This window comes from Acidovorax sp. GW821-FHT10E04 (assembly GCF_059415185.1).
Window position 1 is genome coordinate 590,336 of sequence record NZ_JBWKMT010000002.1, and the last position, 21,419, is coordinate 611,754.

At 63.8% G+C, this 21,419-nt stretch carries 17 protein-coding genes and 1 tRNA gene; 10 read left to right on the forward strand and 8 right to left on the reverse strand.

Annotation, left to right across the window (positions count from 1 at the left end; translation table 11 throughout):
- Positions 1-80: 80 nt before the first annotated feature.
- Together AC07OC_RS07755 and AC07OC_RS07760 are read left to right on the forward strand one after the other, a co-directional pair.
- The gene (locus AC07OC_RS07755) at positions 81-992 is read left to right on the forward strand and encodes a restriction endonuclease (RefSeq protein ID WP_494600734.1); all 912 of its coding nucleotides are present in this window, start codon (positions 81-83) and stop codon (positions 990-992) included.
- A gap of 79 nt (positions 993-1,071) precedes the next feature.
- Positions 1,072-1,686, forward strand: coding sequence for a hypothetical protein (locus AC07OC_RS07760; RefSeq protein ID WP_494600736.1), 615 nt, complete (start codon positions 1,072-1,074; stop codon positions 1,684-1,686).
- A 1,041-nt stretch (positions 1,687-2,727) separates the two neighbouring features.
- Here AC07OC_RS07760 and AC07OC_RS07765 read toward each other — a convergent pair.
- The 5 genes from AC07OC_RS07765 to AC07OC_RS07785 all read right to left on the reverse strand — a co-directional run bounded on the left by AC07OC_RS07765 (position 2,728) and on the right by AC07OC_RS07785 (position 7,517).
- Positions 2,728-4,365: a DUF6538 domain-containing protein gene (locus tag AC07OC_RS07765; protein ID WP_494600738.1), complete on the reverse strand. Its 1,638-nt coding sequence runs from the start codon at positions 4,363-4,365 to the stop codon at positions 2,728-2,730.
- 113 nt (positions 4,366-4,478) lie between these two features.
- Positions 4,479-4,568, reverse strand: a tRNA-Ser gene (locus tag AC07OC_RS07770).
- Between the two features lie 66 nt (positions 4,569-4,634).
- Positions 4,635-5,855 carry a GGDEF domain-containing protein gene (locus tag AC07OC_RS07775; RefSeq protein WP_218338869.1) on the reverse strand — a complete coding sequence of 407 codons (1,221 nt, stop codon included), beginning with the start codon at positions 5,853-5,855 and terminating at the stop codon, positions 4,635-4,637.
- A 266-nt stretch (positions 5,856-6,121) separates the two neighbouring features.
- Entirely contained in the window at positions 6,122-7,042 is a 921-nt protein-coding gene (locus AC07OC_RS07780) for an SPFH domain-containing protein (protein ID WP_218294296.1), read from the reverse strand.
- A gap of 49 nt (positions 7,043-7,091) precedes the next feature.
- Positions 7,092-7,517 (reverse strand): NfeD family protein, encoded by a 426-nt coding sequence (locus tag AC07OC_RS07785; protein ID WP_218294297.1) that lies wholly within the window; start codon positions 7,515-7,517, stop codon positions 7,092-7,094.
- Positions 7,518-7,661: 144 nt separating this feature from the next.
- Between AC07OC_RS07785 and AC07OC_RS07790 the strand changes: the two genes are divergently transcribed.
- On the forward strand, positions 7,662-10,034 hold the full coding sequence (locus tag AC07OC_RS07790; RefSeq protein ID WP_494600740.1) for an Orn/Lys/Arg family decarboxylase: 2,373 nt from the start codon (positions 7,662-7,664) through the stop codon (positions 10,032-10,034).
- Between the two features lie 106 nt (positions 10,035-10,140).
- On the opposite strand, the gene AC07OC_RS07795 is transcribed toward AC07OC_RS07790, so the two are convergent.
- Together AC07OC_RS07795 and fabI are read right to left on the reverse strand one after the other, a co-directional pair.
- On the reverse strand, positions 10,141-10,989 hold the full coding sequence (locus AC07OC_RS07795) for a DNA ligase (protein ID WP_492246234.1): 849 nt from the start codon (positions 10,987-10,989) through the stop codon (positions 10,141-10,143).
- Between the two features lie 76 nt (positions 10,990-11,065).
- Complete coding sequence (gene fabI, locus AC07OC_RS07800) at positions 11,066-11,866, reverse strand: enoyl-ACP reductase FabI (protein WP_218294300.1); 801 nt, start codon at positions 11,864-11,866, stop codon at positions 11,066-11,068.
- A gap of 114 nt (positions 11,867-11,980) precedes the next feature.
- Here fabI and AC07OC_RS07805 point away from each other — a divergent pair, with 114 nt between their 5' ends.
- From AC07OC_RS07805 to AC07OC_RS07820, 4 genes are read left to right on the forward strand one after another with little or no spacing between them, the layout of a single operon-like run.
- Positions 11,981-13,789 carry an extracellular solute-binding protein gene (locus tag AC07OC_RS07805; protein ID WP_218294301.1) on the forward strand — a complete coding sequence of 603 codons (1,809 nt, stop codon included), beginning with the start codon at positions 11,981-11,983 and terminating at the stop codon, positions 13,787-13,789.
- Between the two features lie 42 nt (positions 13,790-13,831).
- Positions 13,832-14,863, forward strand: coding sequence for a microcin C ABC transporter permease YejB (locus AC07OC_RS07810; RefSeq protein ID WP_218294302.1), 1,032 nt, complete (start codon positions 13,832-13,834; stop codon positions 14,861-14,863).
- A 48-nt stretch (positions 14,864-14,911) separates the two neighbouring features.
- A complete protein-coding gene (locus tag AC07OC_RS07815; protein ID WP_218294303.1) occupies positions 14,912-15,958 on the forward strand; it encodes an ABC transporter permease in 1,047 nt (348 codons plus the stop codon).
- Positions 15,955-17,631 carry an ABC transporter ATP-binding protein gene (locus tag AC07OC_RS07820; RefSeq protein ID WP_494600743.1) on the forward strand — a complete coding sequence of 559 codons (1,677 nt, stop codon included), beginning with the start codon at positions 15,955-15,957 and terminating at the stop codon, positions 17,629-17,631. The genes AC07OC_RS07815 and AC07OC_RS07820 overlap by 4 nt, the downstream gene beginning before the upstream one ends.
- Positions 17,632-17,810: 179 nt before the next feature.
- Here AC07OC_RS07820 and AC07OC_RS07825 read toward each other — a convergent pair whose 3' ends face one another.
- A complete protein-coding gene (locus tag AC07OC_RS07825; protein WP_218294304.1) occupies positions 17,811-18,407 on the reverse strand; it encodes a lipocalin family protein in 597 nt (198 codons plus the stop codon).
- A gap of 290 nt (positions 18,408-18,697) precedes the next feature.
- On the opposite strand from AC07OC_RS07825, the gene AC07OC_RS07830 reads away from it, so the two are divergent.
- The 3 genes from AC07OC_RS07830 to AC07OC_RS07840 all read left to right on the forward strand — a co-directional run bounded on the left by AC07OC_RS07830 (position 18,698) and on the right by AC07OC_RS07840 (position 21,349).
- On the forward strand, positions 18,698-19,255 hold the full coding sequence (locus AC07OC_RS07830; RefSeq protein ID WP_218294305.1) for a DUF1003 domain-containing protein: 558 nt from the start codon (positions 18,698-18,700) through the stop codon (positions 19,253-19,255).
- Between the two features lie 88 nt (positions 19,256-19,343).
- Positions 19,344-19,973 carry a hypothetical protein gene (locus AC07OC_RS07835; RefSeq protein ID WP_494600745.1) on the forward strand — a complete coding sequence of 210 codons (630 nt, stop codon included), beginning with the start codon at positions 19,344-19,346 and terminating at the stop codon, positions 19,971-19,973.
- 215 nt (positions 19,974-20,188) lie between these two features.
- Positions 20,189-21,349 carry a DUF4382 domain-containing protein gene (locus AC07OC_RS07840; RefSeq protein WP_494600747.1) on the forward strand — a complete coding sequence of 387 codons (1,161 nt, stop codon included), beginning with the start codon at positions 20,189-20,191 and terminating at the stop codon, positions 21,347-21,349.
- The last annotated feature ends 70 nt before the right edge of the window (positions 21,350-21,419 follow it).

The following is a 21,419-nucleotide window of genomic DNA, read 5'->3' on the forward strand; positions in this document are numbered from 1 at the left end:
CAAGGTGCCACTGTATATCCAGCACCTTGCGGCCCCTTGCCGCAACGTGCCGGTCACCTTTACGCTATAGGTGAAAGCCCGTGCCATCTGTATTTGACGACCTTTACTACCAGCTATTTGGCCATGCTTGCTCAAAAGAGGGGCAAGCTTTCGAGCGTATTGCGGCTGCCGTATCAAAGCTAGTCTTCCCGCATGCTGATGTCGCCCACGATCAGCGGCTTCGGGGTCAAGTCAGTAGCTCGCTCTATCAAATTGATATGCTGCTGAGTGAAGATGGAGAACGCTCTTTCGGTGAGGCAAAGGACTACACCGTTCAGAATAAGAAGGTTGGAAGAGGAGACCTCCAGAAGTTGGCTGGCGCGCTTCTTGAAGTCGAGGTAGAACGAGGGGTGTTCTACTCAGCTACGGACTACACGTCACCCGCGAAAAAGTACGCAAAAGGCGCGGAGGAATTTCTAAATAAGCCAATTGACCTACTGCATATCCGACCATCCGTGCAAACTGACGAAGAGGGGCGGATCCGGAAGATCGTACTGAACATCCACATGTCAATTCCGGACTATGTCAATTCAAGCTTTAGCCCGCTATGGACAGCCTCTGCACAAAACCTGCTATCTGGCTGGCTAACCGCTCAAGGTCAAGATTCCGCAGAGATGAATGTGCCCATTGATTTGCTGCTTGATGCACATGGTCACCCCAAGCTCACAGTTACTGAACTGACCGCGCAAGGTTTCGGGAATAGTTCGGAGGTCGCCAACGGATGCTTTGTTCTTGCTGGGCATTATCTTAAGTTCGAAGGCATGCTACTGGAGTTGCTTGGCCTCGAATATCGAGTGCCATTCATAACTGAAACGCAAGTTGTAGAAATAGAGAGTTCGGGTACACCGAAAATTCTCATCAAGGCAGAGGACGGTTCCATCAACAAGCTCATCACTGATGAACAACTAAAGAACGTTTCGTTCAACGAAAATGGCGAAGTCATTCACCTCTAACACTACGTTCGAAGGGACGCTCCGCCTATCGGCGGCGCGCCCCTCAACTCCACGTTAGGCCTATCGCGCGGAGATCAGCTTGAAAGAACTCATCGAGTACCTTCAGAAAGAGTGGCTCACCGTCGCTGCGGCGCCTGCAACGTTCTTCATTGCTGCGACCCTAGTAGCTGGCCTAGCGTATGCGGCTTCACGCTGGAAGCACGGCGCAATCATTGATCTCCTTCGTGAGCGCATAGCCGCTAAAGACGAGCAGCTAGACGGCTACCGAGAGAAGCTACATCTCATGCCTGCACATGGGAGCGAGTTCTCTCGCCTTTCGCACGCAGAGCTACAAACTGACGCCCTCAAGTTTGTATCCAGCCTTCGAGAATGGTTGGTCAAAAGAAAAAGCCAAGACTCCGAGCGTCAACACCAGCAATGGCTCGCCATGACCAATGCAAAAGACGAAGCCGAACGAAAGAGGTTGTGGGATGCACAAACAACCGACCTTATGCGGTCGTCCACAACATTCAACAATGAATACGACTCCAGATTCAAAGTCAAAGCCATGGTGCTTCGTGATGAACTTCTAACGCGAGTTCAGCATCCCGATCCCCAAAGACACGATCACCACATGTATGACCATCCCACAAATCCAATCGGTATGGGCATGGTGGCAGACGATCTGGAAAGAATGGCTCGCTTGCTCAAATAGGCCTAACCCTTCAATCGAGAGGACTTGCCCCGGCAAGCCGGGTCAAGCCTCTCATCTCAAACGTTGAGCGCCCGCTTTCACCTGCCACCACTGACTGCTAGTGGCCGAATTCTGCCGTAGAGGAGCGACTGTACTTGGCGGCTGGTCACCTGTCCTTGGTGCTGGCGGAGTGTTCAAACTGAAATGGACTCGGTGTTCAGGTGGGCCCGGCGTACGCACACATGCTTTGTATAGATCATCAGTATCCGCATTGTCTTCATACTATGCGGCCATAGACTGTCTCTAGTCATTCATGACAGGCATGGCCTAACCGGTACTGCATGGTAGGGATGCAGCCGGGCACGGTCGGGTATTACTGCCCCCTCTGCCCCCTACCCCCATAAGGCAGGGTAGGCCGCTATATCTCGATTGTCTAAGGTTTATCGTTCCCCGCGTCGCACCGGAGTAACCGCACCACCTTAGACCACGCCAGCAAGCTGGATTGTCTAGTCATTATATTGACAGCATCGGGTATGCAGTCGATTGCTGCTAACTGCGCAGGTACCACCGTGGTATCGGGTAGGGTTAGAGGTAGTGAGTAGGCAGGTGGAAAAGCTGGGTACAACAAGCGGTTGTCTCTGCAGTGGAAAAGAGGCAGTGCAGCCCTGTGTGCCCATACAGCTGTACACACACAGCACTGGTAATCCATCCGGTATTCCACGCCGCCACAGGCTGATTGTGCCCAATCGCACCAAAACGCGAGACACGCACAGGCTCATCAAGGCCCGAAATCGGGGCAGGAAAGGCAGAAAAGCAGGCTGGACATGGGCAGGTGCCAGGATGGGCCCGCAGGCCCGAAAAATGCCTGTAATCCGCTGGGCACAATAGGCCCGGCATACAGCATGCGTGATTGCGCACATGTGCCCACGTGTCTCACGCGCGCGAGTACGCGGGACAGCCCATACGTGGGACGTGCGTGTGTATGTATATTAGGTCGAACACTCAACCCAATGACAGCTATTTGCGCGAGCATCGACGTTATCCTGTACGTCCTCTTCTGTGTTACCCCTTCGAAAGGGGGCTCGCGATTTTCGGAATCTGTTTGGTTGGAAATTCCAATAGTTCAATCACATGCCGAAGCTGCTCAGCCTTGCGCCTGATGGTTGCTGCATAGACCTGCCGTCCTACCCCATTACCGGCATGCCCTGTGATGGCATCTGCCTGTGCATCAGTGGCGCCTGCTAGGCGTAGCTCCGTAGCTACAAGGTGCCTGAATGAGTGAAATGACTTGGCTGGAGATGTGAAGCCCTTTGTGCTTTTGAAGGTGCCGAACCACTTGCCGAACTGCCCCCCTGCACCGTTCTTTCCCTCTTTTGGTAGATGCGGAAAGAGCGATCCCTTCGTAAGAGATTTCACGTAGTCGCAAAAGCCCAGTCGGATCAGCTCAGGGTGCATCGGCACAGCCCGCCAAGAGCCCGAGTTTTTAAGCTTTTGATCGCGTTGTGCATCGGCCCTGAATTCAAAGGTCTCTTTCCCCCGCTCGGTGGCTATGTCGTCCGTCCAGAGCTGGGCAATTTCAGTCAAGCGTGCCCCGGTGTAGCAGGCGATCAACGGCATCCAGTAAGCGGCTTCCCGGCCCGCTTTTTTGTCGGTCGGTATTGCACGGCTAGTCCATAGCGGGTCGCTGAAGATCAGGGCCAGTTCTTCTTTCGTCCAAGGCTCACGCACTTCGGACTCCTTCCCCCCGATCTCGACACTTAGTCGCTGCAAGGGGTTGCTTGTCAGCCAGCCTTTATCCTGCGCCACATTGAATAGGGCGCGAATGCTAACGAGGATGTTGTCGGCAGTGGTTGCCGTCTTGCCGTTCTCGATTGCCCAGGCTTGCAAGTTATCCCGAAATTGGATGCCTACGGTACGGCTTACGGCATGTAGCGATAGGTCGCCCATCAGGGTAACGAACTGATCGGCATGGCGCTTGTATGTCTGCCGTGTCCGTTCCGGTGCCTGCCTGATAGCAACCCATGCATCGTAGGCATCGCTGATCTTTTTGCTATTGGTGGACGTGACGGATTGTTGGGGGGGCTGCATATGCGGAGGCGTAGGCTGCACTGCATTCAGGCCCATCAACTCGCGTCGCCGTTGGGTGTATTGCACGCGCAGCGGGAAGGTTCTCCGCTCGTCGGTTAGTGCTTCGTGCATGACCTCCAACAGTGTAAGTTGGTGGCCTCCGTACTCCGTCACGATCTCTGGTGAGGCTATGTCCCCGTACTTTTTAGCGCCATCCTCCAGCCAATCGGGCAGGACGCCGTTGGACAAGCATTGCTGCAGTTCGCCAATTTGCCACTTCAAGCCGTATGCCCGCTCTTCGCGGTCTTGGCTCTGGACGCGGCTGTATGTGTCATCAAGGCGAGCGATGGCGCGTTCCCACTGCTCAAACAGACGGCGTCGTAATGCCGGCAGGTCGATGGGGCGCGGCTTACCCGTCCGAAGGGCCTCAAATCGGGCGCCCCATTCCGCTTGCAGCACTTTGGCCTTGGCGTTGGCTTCCTTGAGGTCGGCAGTCTTCAACGAGATGCGGATGGCCCACCCGTTGGGAAAGTGAGTTCGGAGGTCTTCAGGGGCGCGGAGCCCGAATTGGTAGATGCCTGAATCGGCTCGGCGATGTATGCCGGGGAATTTGGTCACGGTAGCTGTGTTCACACGGTAACCTTACACGGTTTGCCGGAGCACTACCTCTGCTGCGAACCTCATTTTCATAGAGGTTGCAATGAAAAAGGGTTAGCAGATAAGTACCTGCTAACCCTTCTATTGACTGGCGGAGAGGGCGGGATTCGAACCCGCGGTGGGGATTAGCCCACACACGCTTTCCAGGCGTGCGACTTAAACCGCTCATCCACCTCTCCGAAGCCCTCTATTGTAGCAGTGATTTTGGGTGTTTTCTGTGGTCGACTTGATTTTACTGGTGGCTCTTAGTGGGCTGGCGACGCTGCGAGTGGTTCTGTTTTCATGGAGGGGCTTGCTTGTACGGCATCATCGTTCCTCTCGATGCGGTTGCGTCCAGCATTCTTGCCACGGTACAGCGCTGCATCGGCTTGCTGCATGGCGCGGTCAAGTTCCTGTGGGTCGGCGAAACCTGGCGAGATGCCGATGGTCACTGTGCAGCGGATGGGGCCGCCTGGTGCCGCGGCGGTCATCACTTCGGTGTTTTCGATGGCGGCGCGCGTGCGTTCCGCCAGGCGCATGGCGACCTCTGCATCGGTGTTCAGGCAGATGACAACGAACTCTTCTCCACCCAGGCGGCAAGCGAGGTCTCCCTGGCGGGCAGTCTCTCTCAGCACATCGGCCACATGGCACAGAACGGTATCGCCGACCTGATGGCCGTAGCTGTCGTTGATGTGTTTGAAATGATCGATGTCCACGATCAGCAGGTGCGCAGGACCTGCAGTGCGTGAGCGGAAATGCGCCTGCAACCCTTCGAGCAGGCCGCGCCGGTTCAGCAGCCGTGTCAGTGGGTCGTGGGCCGCCATGGCGCGCAGTTCATCGGTGAGCCGGCGCAACACCAGCCAGACAATGGACGGTGCCAGCACGGTCGCCAGAAAGGACATGTACAGATAGAACACGGTCTGGAAACGGCTGTCCATGTCCAGTGCCTCCAGTCCGTTCTGGAGAACGGTCACGAACTTCACCGCATTCAGGGCGAATATGCCGCCGATCAGGGCGGCGAACAGCACCATCTCCACGCGCAGATCTCTGGCAAACGTGCGTGCGCCATGGATCACGGTGGCCATCATGGCCGCAAAGAGCAGGGCAGACGCGCCCGCCAGCATGGCATAACGGGCCGCTGTTCCCAGCGTCCACTGCGCCACCACCTGCGCTGCGGTGTAGGCCAGTGCCAGTGTGAGGAGAGGGCGCCAGAGCGGAGCCGGGCGGCCAAAGAACCGCATGGCACCGACTCCGTAGACGGCTGGTGCACACAGGGTGAGCGTATGGTTGACCACGCTCATCGCGTTCCATCCCGGAGGGCCGCCCGCCAGTTGCAGCACGTAGGCTGAACCCAGCAGGAAGTTTCCGATGGCGAACACTTCCATGCCCATCTTCTTGCCGTGCAGGCGCGTGCTGATCAGCAGGAACATGGCGCCAAAGCACAGCAGATGCACGCATAGCATGCCGACGATGAGGGTGGCGCCCATGGGTTCTTGTACGTGAAGGTGTCTCGGTGGGAAGGCGAAATGGCCGCTCATCCTAGCCGACGCCATGTTGGCTGCACCGTGATGCATTCACGACGCTTCCGGCTCGGTGCAGGGGTCAGGGCAACGGCTGGCGGTCTGGACGAACCTCCATGCACGGAATCGCAAGTAAAGACTGGCGCCGGACGCTGGTGGCCTGTGCCCTGCAGCGTGTGCCGTTCACCCATTGGATGCGGTCAAGGCCGACGGCATCGGCCTGTCGCGAGGTCTCAGTTGCGTGGCGTGCCCGTGGTTTGCACCATCTTCATTGCCGAGCCAATCAGTGCCGACACCTCGGTCATGTTGCTGGGCACGATGAGCGTGGTGTTCGAGTCCGCAGCCACCTGGCTGTATGCCTCCACCGCCTTTTCCGCGACCTTGAGCTGGACGGCTTGCTCGCCACCCGGCTGGCGGATGGCCGATGCCACGCGTTCGATGGCCTGGGCATTGGCTTCGGCCACGGCCTTGATGGATTCGGCCTCGCCCTGGGCCTTGTTGATGACGGCCTGCTTTTCGCCCTCGGATCGCGCGATGAAGGCCTCGCGCTCGCCGGTGGCGATGTTGATCTGCTCCTGGCGGCGGCCTTCGGAGGCGGCGATGAGGGCGCGCTTTTCACGCTCGGCCGTGATCTGGGCCTGCATGGCATGCAGGATTTCCTTCGGGGGGGTCAGGTCCTTGATTTCGTAGCGCAGCACCTTCACGCCCCAGTTCAACGCGGCTTCGTCGATGGCCTGCACGACCTGGGCGTTGATGATGTCGCGCTCTTCAAAGGTCTTGTCCAGTTCCAGCTTGCCGATGACCGATCGCAGCGAGGTCTGCGCCAGCTGCGTCACCGCCATGATGTAGTTGCTGGAGCCATAGCTTGCCCGCATGGGGTCGGTGACCTGGAAGTAGAGGATGCCGTCCACCTGCAGCTGGGTGTTGTCGCGCGTGATGCAGATCTGGCTGGGAACGTCGAGCGGGATTTCCTTCAGGCTGTGCTTGTAGGCGACCTTGTCGACAAAGGGCACCAGGAAGTTCAGTCCCGGTGTGAGGGTGCCGGCATATTTGCCCAGGCGTTCCTTGACCCAGGCGTTCTGCTGGGGGACGACCTTGACCGAGCGCGCGATGAAGATCACGGCAATGACGAGAATGACGATGGCAATTTCCATGAAGGACCTCTCTTTTCTTTTCTGGGAGTGAAGCGTTGGCGGCCGCTACCTACAGCGGATCGACCAGCAGGCGGTTGCCCACCAGTTCGGCCACGCGGTGCATGCCCGTGGAGGGCGTGACGCCCGGGCGGTGAATGGCTGTCCAGGTGGCGCCGCGGTATTTCACCGTGGTGGTTCCGTCCGGGTTCCAGCCTTCGATGAGGATGGTCTCGCCAACGTCCATGTTCACGCTGCGGTCGGCGCGGGCGGACGGGTCTCCGGGACGTTTTTTCTTGAGGTAGTACCAGCCCACCACCGCCCCACCGCCCACGATGGCGGCGGCCACGATCTGCACCGTGACCGGCAGGCCCAGGTGCGCGGCCAGGGCGGCTGCCACCAGGCCCACCGCCACCATGAGCAGGTAGAAAGTGCCCGTGAGCAATTCCGCGACGACCACAGCGCCCGCGGCCAGCCACCAGATGGTGGATTCCTCCATAGCCGACTCCTCGTTGTTTGTGTTTAGTGCACCACATTCTGGGTCAAAAGCATGGCAGTTCAAAGGCGCGTCAACGTTATTCCTTACACTTCGCGCCTATTTCGTTTTTTGGCCGGGCAGGGCACGGTTGCACGGAGGCTGCGCATGAAGTTTCGCTTTCCCATCATCATCATCGATGAAGACTATCGTTCCGAGAACACTTCGGGCCTCGGTATCCGCGCGCTGGCGCAGGCCATCGAGTCCGAGGGTTTCGAGGTTGTGGGGGTCACCAGCTACGGCGATCTGTCGCAGTTCGCGCAGCAGCAAAGCCGTGCCAGCGCCTTCATCCTGTCCATCGACGATGAAGAATTCACCGTGGGCGAGGGGCTCGACCCCATCGTGCTGAGCCTGCGCAACTTCATCGGCGAGGTGCGGCGCAAGAACACCGAGGTGCCGATCTACGTGCACGGAGAGACCAAGACCAGCCGCCACCTGCCCAACGACATCCTGCGCGAGCTGCACGGCTTCATCCATATGTTCGAGGACACGCCCGAGTTCGTGGCGCGCCACATCATCCGCGAAGCCAAGAGCTACCTGGAGAGCGTGCAGCCGCCGTTCTTCAAGGCGCTGCTGGACTACGCCGAAGACGGCTCGTACAGCTGGCACTGCCCCGGCCATTCGGGCGGCGTGGCGTTCCTGAAAAGCCCCGTGGGCCAGATGTACCACCAGTTCTACGGCGAGAACATGCTGCGCGCCGATGTCTGCAACGCGGTGGAAGAGCTCGGCCAGCTGCTGGACCACAACGGCGCCATCGGCGAAAGCGAGCGCAATGCCGCGCGCATCTTCAATGCCGACCACTGCTTCTTCGTGACCAACGGCACCAGCACGTCCAACAAGATGGTGTGGCACCACACGGTGGCCCCGGGCGACGTGGTGGTGGTGGACCGCAATTGCCACAAGTCCATCCTGCACAGCATCATCATGACCGGGGCCATCCCCGTGTTCATGAAGCCCACGCGCAACCACTTCGGCATCATCGGGCCCATCCCGCAAAGCGAGTTCGAGCCCAAGGCCATCGAGGCCAAGATCAAGTCCAATCCGCTGCTCAAGGGCGTGGATGCCAAGAAGGTCAAGCCGCGCGTGCTCACGCTCACCCAGTCCACCTACGACGGCGTGCTGTACAACACCGAGACCATCAAGGGCATGCTCGACGGCTATGTGGACAACCTGCATTTCGACGAGGCCTGGCTGCCGCACGCTGCCTTCCACCCGTTTTATGGCAGCTACCATGCCATGGGCAAGAAGCGCACGCGCCCCAAGTATTCGGTGACCTACGCCACGCAGTCCATCCACAAGCTGCTGGCGGGCATCAGCCAGGCCAGCCATGTGCTGGTGCAGGATTCGCAGACCACGAAACTCGACAGGCACCTCTTCAATGAGGCCTACCTGATGCACACCAGCACCAGCCCGCAGTACAGCATCATCGCCAGCTGCGACGTGGCCGCCGCCATGATGGAGCCGCCCGGCGGCACGGCCCTGGTGGAAGAAAGCCTGCTCGAAGCGCTGGACTTCCGCCGCGCCATGCGCCAGGTGGAAGATGACTTCGGCAAGAACGACTGGTGGTTCAAGGTCTGGGGGCCGGACAAGCTCGTGGACGAAGGGCTGGGCCGGGCCGAGGACTGGATCATCCGCAGCGATGGCAAGGGCAAGAAGAGCGGCAGCAAGTGGCACGGTTTCGGCCAGCTGGCCGACGGCTTCAACATGCTGGACCCGATCAAGTCCACCATCGTCACGCCGGGCCTGAACCTGGACGGCAAGTTCGACAAGACCGGGATTCCCGCGTCCATCGTGACCAAGTACCTTGCCGAGCACGGCGTGGTGGTGGAGAAGACCGGCCTGTACAGCTTCTTCATCATGTTCACCATCGGCATCACCAAGGGCCGCTGGAACACGCTGCTCACGGCGCTGCAGCAGTTCAAGGACGACTACGAGAAGAACCAGCCCATGTGGCGCATCCTTCCCGAGTTCTGCCAGCAGCACAAGCGCTACGAGCGCATGGGCCTCAAGGACCTGTGCCAGCACGTGCACGAGATGTATGCCAAGTACGACATCGCGCGCCTGACGACCGAGATGTACCTGTCGGACCTCACGCCCGCCATGAAGCCCTCGGACGCGTACGCGCACATCGCGCACCGCCAGACCGAGCGGGTGGAGATCGACCACCTGGAAGGCCGCATCACCGTGGGCCTGGTCACGCCGTACCCGCCGGGCATTCCGCTCTTGATCCCCGGCGAGGTGTTCAACAAGAAGATCGTGGACTACCTCAAGTTCGCCCGCGAATTCGCCAAGCTGTGCCCGGGCTTCGAGACCGACATCCACGGCCTGGTGGAGGTGGAGGACGAGAACGGCCAGGTGCGGTACTACGCCGATTGCGTGGCCGATGCGAACAAGGCCCCCGGCAAGAACCCCAAGCCGCTGGCCACCGCCAAGAACCTGGTGCAGGTGGGGGACGACGGCCCTTACGGGCGCATTGTCTGAAGGCCCGCGCGGACTCTTGGTTGGGGCATAAAGATGGCGGAAGCGCTTGAATGACAAGCGCTCATTGCTATATTTTTAATAGCAGATGCGCGGAAGACCTGCCTGCTCAGCGCGCGGGCATGTCCTCGCGTACCCGCACGAAGCTGGCAAACCGGGGCAGCCCGCCCCCGTGCGTGCCGCGATAGCGGTAGGTCACCCAGCTGCCCACCGGCGGTGGATGGCTGCGGTCGGCTTCGGTGAATCCTGCGCCCAGCCGGAAGCGCTGGCCCGAAGGCATCTCCACCAGCAGCGCGCCCATGCGCCCGGCATGACGGCCCTTGCCGGGCAGGTGGGCGACCACGCGGGCCTCGGTGTCTTCGTGGGTCTTGACCTTGACCAGATCGTCGCTGCGTCCTGACCGGTACAGCGAGGCGCCCCGGTGCAGCATCAGGCCTTCGCCCCCCGCACGCACCGTGCGCTGCAGCAGCGACTGCAGGGCGGCGTCGCTGGCCACGCGCTGTTGCGGCACGGCCTGCACCCAGGGCTGGCCGATGCCCGCGACCAGGGCGTTGAGCGCGGCGAGCCGTTCATCGAATGTGCCGCCGTGCCGGGGCAGGTCGAACACCATGAGCCGCATCTGGCGCCAGGCGGCGTCATCGGGCTGCTGCTGCCGCGCGGTGGACTGCGCCTGGCTGAATCGGCCACGCCCGGCCCACAGTTCACCGTCCATGGGGGTATCGGGCCACCCTGCGGTGAACCAGGCCGGGGCGGCAATCGTCTCGCCGCCGCGTGTGCGCAAGATCTGGCCGTCCCAGTAGCCGCGCACACCGTCGTATTTTTCGCTGACCCAGTAGTCCGCCAACGGCATGCCAGGCCGGTACACATTGGCCAGCAGCAGCGCGGGCGCATCCGCCGCACGGGCGTGGGGCAGGGCCGTGGCCCACGCCAGCCATGCCAGGCAGCTTCTGCGGCGCATATGCTATTGAATGTGTAGCGGCTTGCGCTTTGCCATCAAGCGCTGGCGTGGATTCTGGTTCGTATTTCGTGGCGGGTCAGACCTGGTCGGCGCTCAGCCCGGCCGTCTGGCTGAAGCCTCCGTCCACGTAGGTGATTTCGGCGGTCATGCCCGAAGCCAGGTCGGACAGCAGGAACGCCGCCACATTGCCCACGTCTTCGATCGTCACATTGCGGCGCAGCGGCGAGGCGTCGGCCACGCGGCTGAGCAGCTTGCCGAAGTCCTTGATGCCGCTGGCGGCCAGCGTCTTGATGGGGCCGGCGCTGATGCCGTTGGCGCGGATGGCGCGGCCGTCCTCGGTGCGGCCCACGGCTTCGGCCAGGTAGCGCACGGAGGCTTCCAGGCTGGCCTTGGCCAGGCCCATGGTGTTGTAGTTGGGAATGGTGCGCAGCGCGCCCAGGTAGCTCAATGTGAGCAGCGACGACTTGTCGTTCAGGTAGGGCAGGGCGGCCTTGGCCATGGCCGGGAAGCTGTAGGCGCTGATGTCGTGGGCGATGCGGAAGCCCTCGCGCGAGAGGCCCTCGAGGAAGTTGCCGGCGATCGCCTCGCGGGGGGCGAAGCCGATGCTGTGCACGAAACCGTCGAACTTGGGCCACACCTGGGCCAGGTCCGCGAACATGCGCTCGATCTGCTCGTCGCTGCCCACGTCGCAGTCAAAGATCAGCTTGGAGTCGAACTCGGCGGCAAAGTCGGTGATGCGGTCCTTGAAGCGGTCGCCCACGTAGCTGAAGGCCAGCTCGGCGCCCTGCGCGTGGCAGGCCTTGGCGATGCCGTAGGCGATGGAACGGTTGGACAGCACACCCGTGATGAGCAGCTTCTTGCCGGTCAGAAAACCCATTGTTGTTCTCCTGTGGAATGCGGAAATTGGCGTGGGCCGTGGCGCCCTGGCGGCCTGCGGGGGAATCTCCACAGCCTGCGCGGCGGCACCTTCGGCGTAGTGCAGAATTGTCGCATGCGGTTCTGGCTGACTTTTCTGCTGATGGGGTGTGCCGTCCCGGCGTGGGCCGCGCATGGGTACGCGCTGTGGGGCGACCTCAAGTACCCGGCGGGTTTTGCGCATTTCGACTATGTGAACCCCGCGGCCCCCAAGGGCGGCGAGCTGCGCATGGTGAGCAACCTGCGCTATTCTACGTTCGACAAGTACAACCCGTTCACCATGAAGGGCTCGGTGCCCGCGTACCTGAGCGACCTGTTGTTCGAGACCTTGCTGACAGGCTCCATGGACGAGACGGCCTCTGCCTATGGCCTGCTGGCCGAGGATGTGCAGGTGGCCGACGACCGGTTGAGCGCCACGTTCCGCCTGCGTCCCGAGGCGCGCTTTCACAACGGCGATCCCGTCGAGGCCGCGGACGTCAAGTACAGCTACGACACGCTGATCGGCCCCTACGCGTCGCCCAGCTACGCCACGCTGCTGCAGGAGGTGGCGGGCGTCGACGTGCTGGACACGCGCACCGTGCGTTTTCGATTCAAGCAGCCCAACCGCGAACTGCCGTTGACCGCCGGGGGCATCCCGGTCTTCAGCCGCGCCTGGGGGCGCCAGCCCGATGGCAAGGCCAAGCGCTTTGACGAGATCGTGACCGACATTCCCATTGGCAGCGGCCCCTACCGCATCGGGCCGATGAAGTTCGGCCGCGACATCACCTACGAGCGCGATCCCCAGTACTGGGGCCGCAACCTCAACGTCAACCGCGGCGCCTTCAATTTCGACCGCATCACGGTCAAGATCTACAAGGACAACACCGCGCGGCTGGAGGCCATGAAGGCCGGCGAGTTCGACTTCATGACCATCTATTCGGCGGGCGACTGGGCCCGCCGCATCGATGGCAAGCTCTTCAAGCAGGGCGTGCTGGTCAAGAAGGACATGGCGCACAGGCTGCCCGCGGGGTTCCAGAGCTACGTGCTCAACACGCGCCGACCCATCCTCCAGGACGTCCGCGTGCGCGAGGCGCTGGGCCTGGCCATCGACTACGAGTGGATGAACCGCCAGATGTTCTATGGCGGCTACCCGCGCGTGAAGGACCTGTTCGGAAACACCAGCTGCGAAGCCACGGGTACGCCGGGGCCTGAGGAGCTGGCCCTGCTGGAGCCCTGGCGCGGCAAGGTGCCCGACGCCGTGTTCGGCCCCATGTACACGCCGCCCGTGACGGAGGGAGACGGCCATTCGCTGCGCGATAACCTGCGCCGCGCCCGCCAGCTGCTGGCCGATGCGGGGTGGACGTACCGCGACGGCGCCCTGCGCAACGCCAAGGGCGATCCCATGGAGATCGAATACCTGGACAGCAAGGAAGCGGGGGCCCGGACCGTCACCCCCTGGATGCGCAATCTGGAAAAGCTCGGCATCACGCTGCGGTTCTCGTCGGTGGACTTTGCGCTGTACCTGCAGCGCATGGACAAGTTCGACTACGACATGGTCAGCCTGAACTACCCCGGCACCTACAACCCGGGGCAGGCCATGAAGGAGCTGTTCGGCAGCAAGGGGGCCGATGTGGAAGGCTCCAGCAACCACGCGGGCGTGAAGAGCCCTGCGGTGGATGCCCTGGTGACGGCGCTGACCCGTGCGCGCAGCCAGTCGGAGATGCTGCCCGCCTGCCGCGCGCTGGACCGCGTGATCATGCACAGCCACTACCTCATACCGCAGTGGACGCTGGCCTCGCACCGCGTGGTGTACAACCAGCAGCGCCTGGCCTACAAGGAGCCGATGCCGCCCTATGCCAAGGCGGAGGAATGGCTCATGTACTCATGGTGGAGCCTCAAGCCATGACCCCGAAGCCGCCGCAGCCCTGAGAGTCACCCTTTCCATCCCATGCTCGCCTACATCGCCAAACGCCTGCTGCTGATGCTGCCCACCCTGCTGGGGGTGCTGCTCGTGACTTTCGCGGTGATCCAGTTCGTGCCGGGGGGGCCGGTGGAGCAGTACCTGGCCGAAGCGCGCACGGCCGCGGGCAAGAGCGGCGTGGAATCGGGCGGCATGGCCTACCGGGGCGACCAGGGCGTGGACCCCAAGCGGCTTGCGCAGATCAAGGCGCTGTACGGCTTCGACAAGCCCGCGCACGAGCGTTTCCTGCAGATGCTGGGGCAGTTTGCGCGCTTCGACCTGGGCCAGAGCTTTTTCCAGAACAAGGCCGTCTGGGATCTGGTGAAGGAAAAGCTCCCCGTCTCCATCAGTCTGGGCCTGTGGACCTTCTTCATCAGCTACCTGGTGGCCGTGCCGCTGGGTGTGGCCAAGGCGGTGCGGGCAGGCTCGCGGTTCGACCTCGTGACCACGCTGATCATCCTCGTGGGCTATGCCATTCCGGGCTTCGTGCTGGGCGTGGCGCTGCTGGTGATCTTTGGCGGGCAGCTGCAGTGGTTCCCGCTCAGGGGCCTGACCTCGGCCAACTGGGACGAGCTTTCCTGGGGCGCGCGCATCGTGGACTACCTGTGGCACATCACGCTGCCCGTCACGGCCATGGTGCTGGGCAGCTTCGCGGTGACGGCCATGCTCACCAAGAACGCGTTCCTGGAAGAGATTCGCAAGCAGTACGTCCTCACGGCCCGCGCCAAAGGCCTGTCGGAGCGGCAGGTGCTGTGGAAGCACGTGTTTCGCAACGCGCTCATCCCCATCATCACCGGGTTTCCGGCCGCGTTCGTCGGTGCGTTCTTCACGGGCTCGCTCCTGATCGAGACACTGTTCTCCCTCGACGGGCTGGGCCTGCTCAGCTACGACAGCGTCATCCGCCGCGACTACCCCGTGGTGCTGGGCACGCTGTACCTGTTCACGCTGATCGGCCTGGTGACCAAGCTGGTCAGCGACCTGTGCTACGTGTGGGTGGACCCCCGCGTGAAGTTTGACTAGCCCGCAAGCCCGCCCAGCCAGCTTGAACCAAACGAACAGCCAGCCCTGATGAGCCCTGCCTCTCCATCGCCTTCGCTCTCTCCCGCGCGCCGTGCGTGGCTGCGCTTTCGGCGCAACCGCCTGGGCTACTGGAGCCTGTTGATCTTCAGTGCCCTGGTGCTGCTGAGCCTGTGCGCCGAACTGGTCAGCAACGACAGGCCGCTCATCGTGCGCTACGAGGGGCACACCTACTTTCCGATGCTCAAGGACTACCCCGAGACCACGTTCGGCGGAGACTTCGAGACCCCCACCGACTACCTGGACCCCTTCATCAAGAACCGGCTGAGCCAGGGCAGCAACTGGGCGCTGTACACCCTCAATCCGTACGGGCCCAACACGCTCAACTACTTCGCCAAGTCGCCCAACCCGTCGGCGCCCACCGGCGACAACTGGCTGGGCACCGACGACCGGGGGCGTGACCTGCTGGCCCAGCTGCTCTACGGCTTTCGCGTGAGCGTGCTGTTCGGCCTGGCGCTCACCGTGACGGGCGTGCTGCTTGGGGTGGTCACGGGGGCGATCCAGGGGTTCTTTGGGGGCAAGACCGATCTGGCGTTCCAGCGCTTCATGGAAATCTGGGGCTCCATGCCCGAGCTGTACCTGCTCATCATCTTCAGCGCCGTGTTCGCCCCGAGCATCTCGCTGCTGCTCATCCTTCTCTCCCTGTTTGGCTGGATGGGCCTGTCGGACTACGTGCGCGCCGAGTTCCTGCGCAACCGCCAGCTCGACTACGTGAAGGCGGCGCGGGCCCTGGGCGTGGGCAATGCGCAGATCATCTGGCGCCACATCCTGCCCAACAGCCTCACCCCGGTGGTGACCTTCCTGCCGTTTCGCATGAGCGCGGCCATCCTCGCGCTCACTTCGCTCGACTTCCTGGGCCTGGGCGTGCCGCCCGGCACGCCGTCGCTGGGCGAGCTGCTGAGCCAGGGCAAGAACAGCATCGACGCGTGGTGGATTTCCTTGTCCACCTTCGCCGTGCTGGTCACCACCTTGCTGCTGCTGACCTTCATGGGCGATGCGCTGCGGGACGCCCTCGACCCCCGAAAGGCCGATCAATGATCGCCCCCACGCCTGGCACCGGCATGTCCTCGCTGCCCCCCGGGGGCGCTCCCGCTGCCCCGCTGCTCGACGTGCGGGATCTGCACGTGCGCTTCGGCGCCAAGGAGGTGGTGCGCGGGGCCAGCTTCACCATCGCAGCCGGCGAAAAACTCGCGCTGGTGGGCGAGTCCGGCTCCGGCAAGACCATCACCGCGCTCAGCCTGCTGCGGCTGGTGGGCAATGCCGCCATCACCGGCCAGGCCATGCTGCGGGGGCAGCGCGATCTGCTGGCGCTCACGGAGCGCGAGATGCGGGGCGTGCGCGGCGGCGAGATCGCCATGGTCTTCCAGGAGCCGATGACCGCGCTCAACCCGCTGATGACCATTGGCACGCAGATCGCCGAGATCCTGCAGCTCAAGAAAGGCCTGACGGGCGAGCAATGCGCGCAGGCCGCCGTTGCGCTGCTGGCCAAGACCGGCATTCCCGAGCCCGCGCGCCGCGCCAACAGCTTTCCCCACCAGCTCTCGGGCGGCCAGCGCCAGCGCGCCATGATCGCCATGGCCCTGGCCAGCGAGCCGCAGCTGCTGCTGGCCGACGAACCCACCACCGCGCTCGACGTCACGCTGCGCGGCCAGATCCTGGACCTGCTGTCCGATCTGCAGCGGCAGAACGGCATGGCGGTGCTGCTGATCACGCACGACCTCAACCTGGTGCGCCGCTTCGCGGACCGCGTGGCCGTGATGGAGCAGGGCGTGCTGGTGGAGCAGGGGCCCGTGGCCGAGGTGTTCGGCGCGCCGCAGCATGCCTACACCCGCCGCCTGATCGCCAGCCAGCCGCGCCGTGACGTGGCACCCGCCGATTCCCCCGCGGGCACGCCGCCGGTGGTCCAGACGCGGGACCTGCGCGTGGTGTATCCCACGCCGCTCCCCGGCCTGCGGGGATGGTTCCAGAAAGGCGAGTTCGTGGCCGTGCAGGCCGCCACGCTCGCGCTGCCGCCCGGAGAGACGCTGGGCGTGGTGGGCGAATCCGGGTCGGGCAAATCCACGCTGGCGCAGGCCATCCTGGGCCTGCTGCCCTGCACCGGCCAGCTGCAGGTCGGCGGGCAGGCGTGGCAGCAGCCCGCCACGCGCAACACGCCCGCCAACCAGCAGCTGCGCCGCCGCGTGCAGGTGGTGTTCCAGGACCCGTTCTCGTCGCTCTCTCCGCGCCTGACGGTCGAAGAGATCGTGGGCGAGGGCCTCAAGGTGCATGAGCCCGCGCTGGGCGTGGCCCAGCGGCGCGCCCGGGTCGAGGCCGCGCTGGCCGAGGTGGGTCTGGCCGAGGCCCAGTACCCGCGGCTGCTCGAGCGCTACCCGCATGAATTCTCCGGTGGGCAGCGCCAGCGCCTGGCCATCGCGCGCGCCCTCATCGTGCAACCGCAGGTGCTCGTGCTCGACGAGCCCACCAGCGCGCTCGACGTCACCATCCAGCAGCAGGTGCTGGGCCTGCTGCAGCGCCTGCAGAAAGAAAAGGGCCTGAGCTACCTGCTCATCACCCACGACGTGGACGTGATCCGGGCCATGGCGCACCAGGTGCTGGTGATGAAGGATGGCACCGTGCTGGAAAGCGGCAGCGTGGACGAGGTGCTGGACGCACCCCGGCACCCGTACACCCAGCGCCTGGTGGCCGCCGCCACCGTGCCCGGGGCGGAGTAGTTTCTGGCCGAAATGGCCGCTGGCGCTTGTGGTGAAAGCGCGGGGCGCTATTTAATTGGTAGCAAAAGAGGCTTGATGCCGGTTGGGTGCGGCGCACCACATCGCATCGCGGTGCTTCGCCGCGGCCAGGTGCTGGCATCCGGCGCACGGGCTCCACGCCTGCAGCGCCTGGCCTTGCCTCAGGTCATCACTGCGCGCCTGGCGTGCTGTTCACTGGCGGGCGGCGCCCACAGGATGCGGCCCACGTCGATGCCCATGGACTGCGCACGCTCGATCAGGTGTTCGCGCACATGCCAGGGCAGGGTGGGGGTGCGCGACAGGATCCACAGGTAGTCCTTGCTGGAGCCCACCACCATGGCCCACTGGTAGTTCTCATCCAGCGCCACCACGTTGTAGCCGCCGTAGAACGGCCCGAAGAACGACACCTTCAACGCCGCGCGCGTGGGCGCATCGACGAAGCTTGCCGTGCCCTCGGCCTCCTTCCACTCCTTGCGCACCGGGTCGTACCCCCGGTTCACCACCTTCACGGTGTCGTCGGGGTTGCGGCTGTAGGTGGCGCTGGTCTGGGTGAGCCCGCGCTCGAACGAGTGGTCGATGCGCGCCACCTCGTGCCAGTGGCCGGTGTAGCGGTCCACATCGAAGCCGGTCACGGCCTGGATGCCTTCGGGCGTGCGTGGCGTGGAGCAGGCCGTGAGCGCCAGCAGCGCCATCAGTGCGGTGGCTCCGATCACCAGGGACCAGGGGGAGTGGCGGCGAGGCATGGCGTGGATGCGCATGGGATTGCTCCTGCGGTGGCGGCTTTCGAGGGTGCGTTGCAGGGCTTTGTGGGCATGCGCTGCGCGGCGGTTGTCTGTGCGTTCGACTGTAGGCACGGTGGCTGCCCCGGCGTGTAGGCGCAGGCTGGCAGCGCCTGTCGGCGCGGCGCAGGGGTTGTGTGCGGGGCTCAACGCCCGGCAGCGCGGCGTTGACGGACCGGCGGCAGTCGTCCAGGCGTAGAGTGGGGCCAGGCGCCTTCTGCCTGTTTGCTGCCTGTTGGCGAATGCGCCCCGATCGGAGAGGAACACCCATGACCGCCCACCCCCACCCTGCGCACAACGCCCCACCCCTGGAAGACGGCCCGCCCCGGGTGGACCCCTTGCGCTTTCACCGGCGCCATGAGCACCTGGCCCCTACCTTCGGCACGGACCGGTTTGCGTTGCAGGCCGAGGCCTTTGCGCGGTTCTTTGGCACGCCGCTGTTTCTCGGTGCGCAGACGCTGATCGTGGCGGCGTGGATCTTGATCAACGTGCTGGGTGCCGCCAGGTTCGATCCCTATCCGTTCATCCTGCTCAACCTTGCGTTCAGCCTGCAGGCGGCCTACGCCGCGCCGCTCATCCTGCTCGCCCAGACGCGGCAGGCCGCCCGCGACAAGCACCACGCCGACGCGGATGCGCAGCACCGCGAGGCGCTGGCCATCGCCAGCGAACAACGTCAGGCCATTGCCGCGCAGAATGCCGCGCAGGTGCTGGAGCTGCTGCAGCAAAACACCCTGTTGACCGAACAGACGCGCCAGCTCACGCTGCGCGTCGAAGCACTGACTGTGGAGATCCACCAGCGATTTGTCACGCAGGCCGCGCGGCCGTGACGGGACGGATCCACGAACGACTTCCCGCCATCCACGCGGGCCCGGGCCATGCCCTCCTGCTCCTTGCCCACCACACCGCGGAATGTCCATGCCCCCACCATCCCCGCCATCTCCTTCGTCCCCTCCGGCCCCGCCGGTGGCTTCATCGCCGTCGCCCCAGGGGGGTGATGCGGACGTCGATATCGCGTCGCTGTACCGCCGGGTCCATGGCCTTGCCGTGCCAGGGCAGCTGGCCACCGCCCTGCACATGGGGGCGGAGCACACCGTGGTGGCGACGGGGCTGGATCCTCAGCTGCCCTCCGTCGTGCTGACCCTGGCGCTGGGCAGCCAGAAGACGGCGCGCGATTTTTTCCGCGGGGTACTTCCCACCCCCTTCGAGCTGGAGACCGCCATTGCGCAGGTGGAGGACGAGGTCTACGCCGCCCATGTCCGCCATCGCCCCTGGGTGCCGCAGGGTGCGGTGGTCGCGCCTTGTTCCGCAGACCCGGCGCTGCACGAGATCGCCACCCTGGCGGGCATTGCGTCAGGGCCGCGGCGCATGCTCACTCTCGATGCCCTGGAGCATGTGTTCAACCGGCTTGTCTCCGTATCCCAAGGGCGTCCGGCTTCGCAGGAGGGGTTGCCCGCCCGCGCTGCATTCGCGGTCACCCTGCTGGTGCTGCGCGAGCTGATGCACCACATGCCGTTCGGGTCGCTCACGCTGATGGACGGTGCCTGAGGGGCCGGGGGCCGATGGGTGGCCCAACGCTGGACGGTGCGGGCATGTGGTGGAAAGCGGCGCGGAGAGCGTGCGCCGCTCGTCGCCAAGTCTGGGTGTTGTCCTACAGACACGCGCCGGGATGCCTCTAAGGTTGTTTGTGTGAATTTTTCACATTCTTCGGGGCGCTCCCCTGGTCCCGCAGCCGCCAACATCTCACCAAAGAGGCCACCCCCATGAAAACACACCCTTGTCTGCGCACCGTCCTGTGTGCACTGTCCATCGCCAGCCTTGCCGCCTGCGGGGGCGGTGGTGGAGGTGGCGAAACCAGCGGAAATGGCACGTTGCGCCTGGCGATGACGGATGCCCCCAGCTGCGGCTATTCCGCCGTGAATGTCACGGTCGAGAAAGTGCGCGTCCACCAGAGCAGCAATGCCTCGGACAACGATGCGGGCTGGTCAGAGATCGTGCTGAACCCGGCACGCAGGGTGGACCTGCTGACGCTGACGAACGGTGTGCTCATGGAGCTGGGGCAGGTGCCGCTGCCCGCGGGAAAGTACACACAGTTGCGGCTCGTGCTGGCCAGCAACACAGGGGCCCAGCCGCTGGCCAATTCGGTGGTCCCCACCGGCGCATCGGAAGTCGCGCTGAAAACGCCGAGCGGGCAGCAATCGGGCGTCAAGACGAATGTGAATATCGACGTGGGCGCCAATCAGATGGCCGACTTCGTTCTGGACTTCGATGCCTGCAAGTCGGTGGTGGCCGCTGGCGCCTCGGGCCAGTATCTTCTCAAACCCGTGGTGTCGGTGATCCCGCGCTTCGTTTCCGGTGTGCAGGGCTATGTGGAACCCGGCACGGGCACCAGCGTCTCCCTGCAGTTCAACGGTGAGCTGGTGCGCGCCACCACACCCGACAGCGCGGGCAGGTTCCTGCTCCAGCCGGTGGCCCCGGGCAGCTACACGCTGGTCGTCGTGGGTGCGGGGCGCACCACCACGGTGGTCACGGGTGTTCCGGTGGCCGCCGAGACAGTGACTTCCGTGGGCGCGGGCGCCGCGCCTTTGAGCCTGCCGCCATCTCCGGTCGCGACGGTGAAGGGCACCGCCCCGGTGGACACCATGGTGCGGGTGCTCCAGCCCTTGTCTGTGGGGGGCACGATCGAAGTGGCCGGCCGGGGCGTTGACGGGGTGACAGGGGCCTACGGCTTCACGGTGCCTACCCTCGCGCCGCGGGTCGCCCCCTATGCCGCGCCGGGCACCAGCCTGGTGTTTGCCGCGGACTCCGCGGCGGCGGGGCGCTACGCTGTTCAGGCCCGCCTGGGTGGTTTTGCCGACAAGACGCAGGCACTGCCTGTCCTGACGGAGGGTACCGTGCAAACCACGGATTTCACCTTCCCCTGACACCGCGGGCGGAGGGCACCGCCCCGCCTGCGATGAATGGCAGCGGGGCGGCCTTTCAGGACGGGGGGCG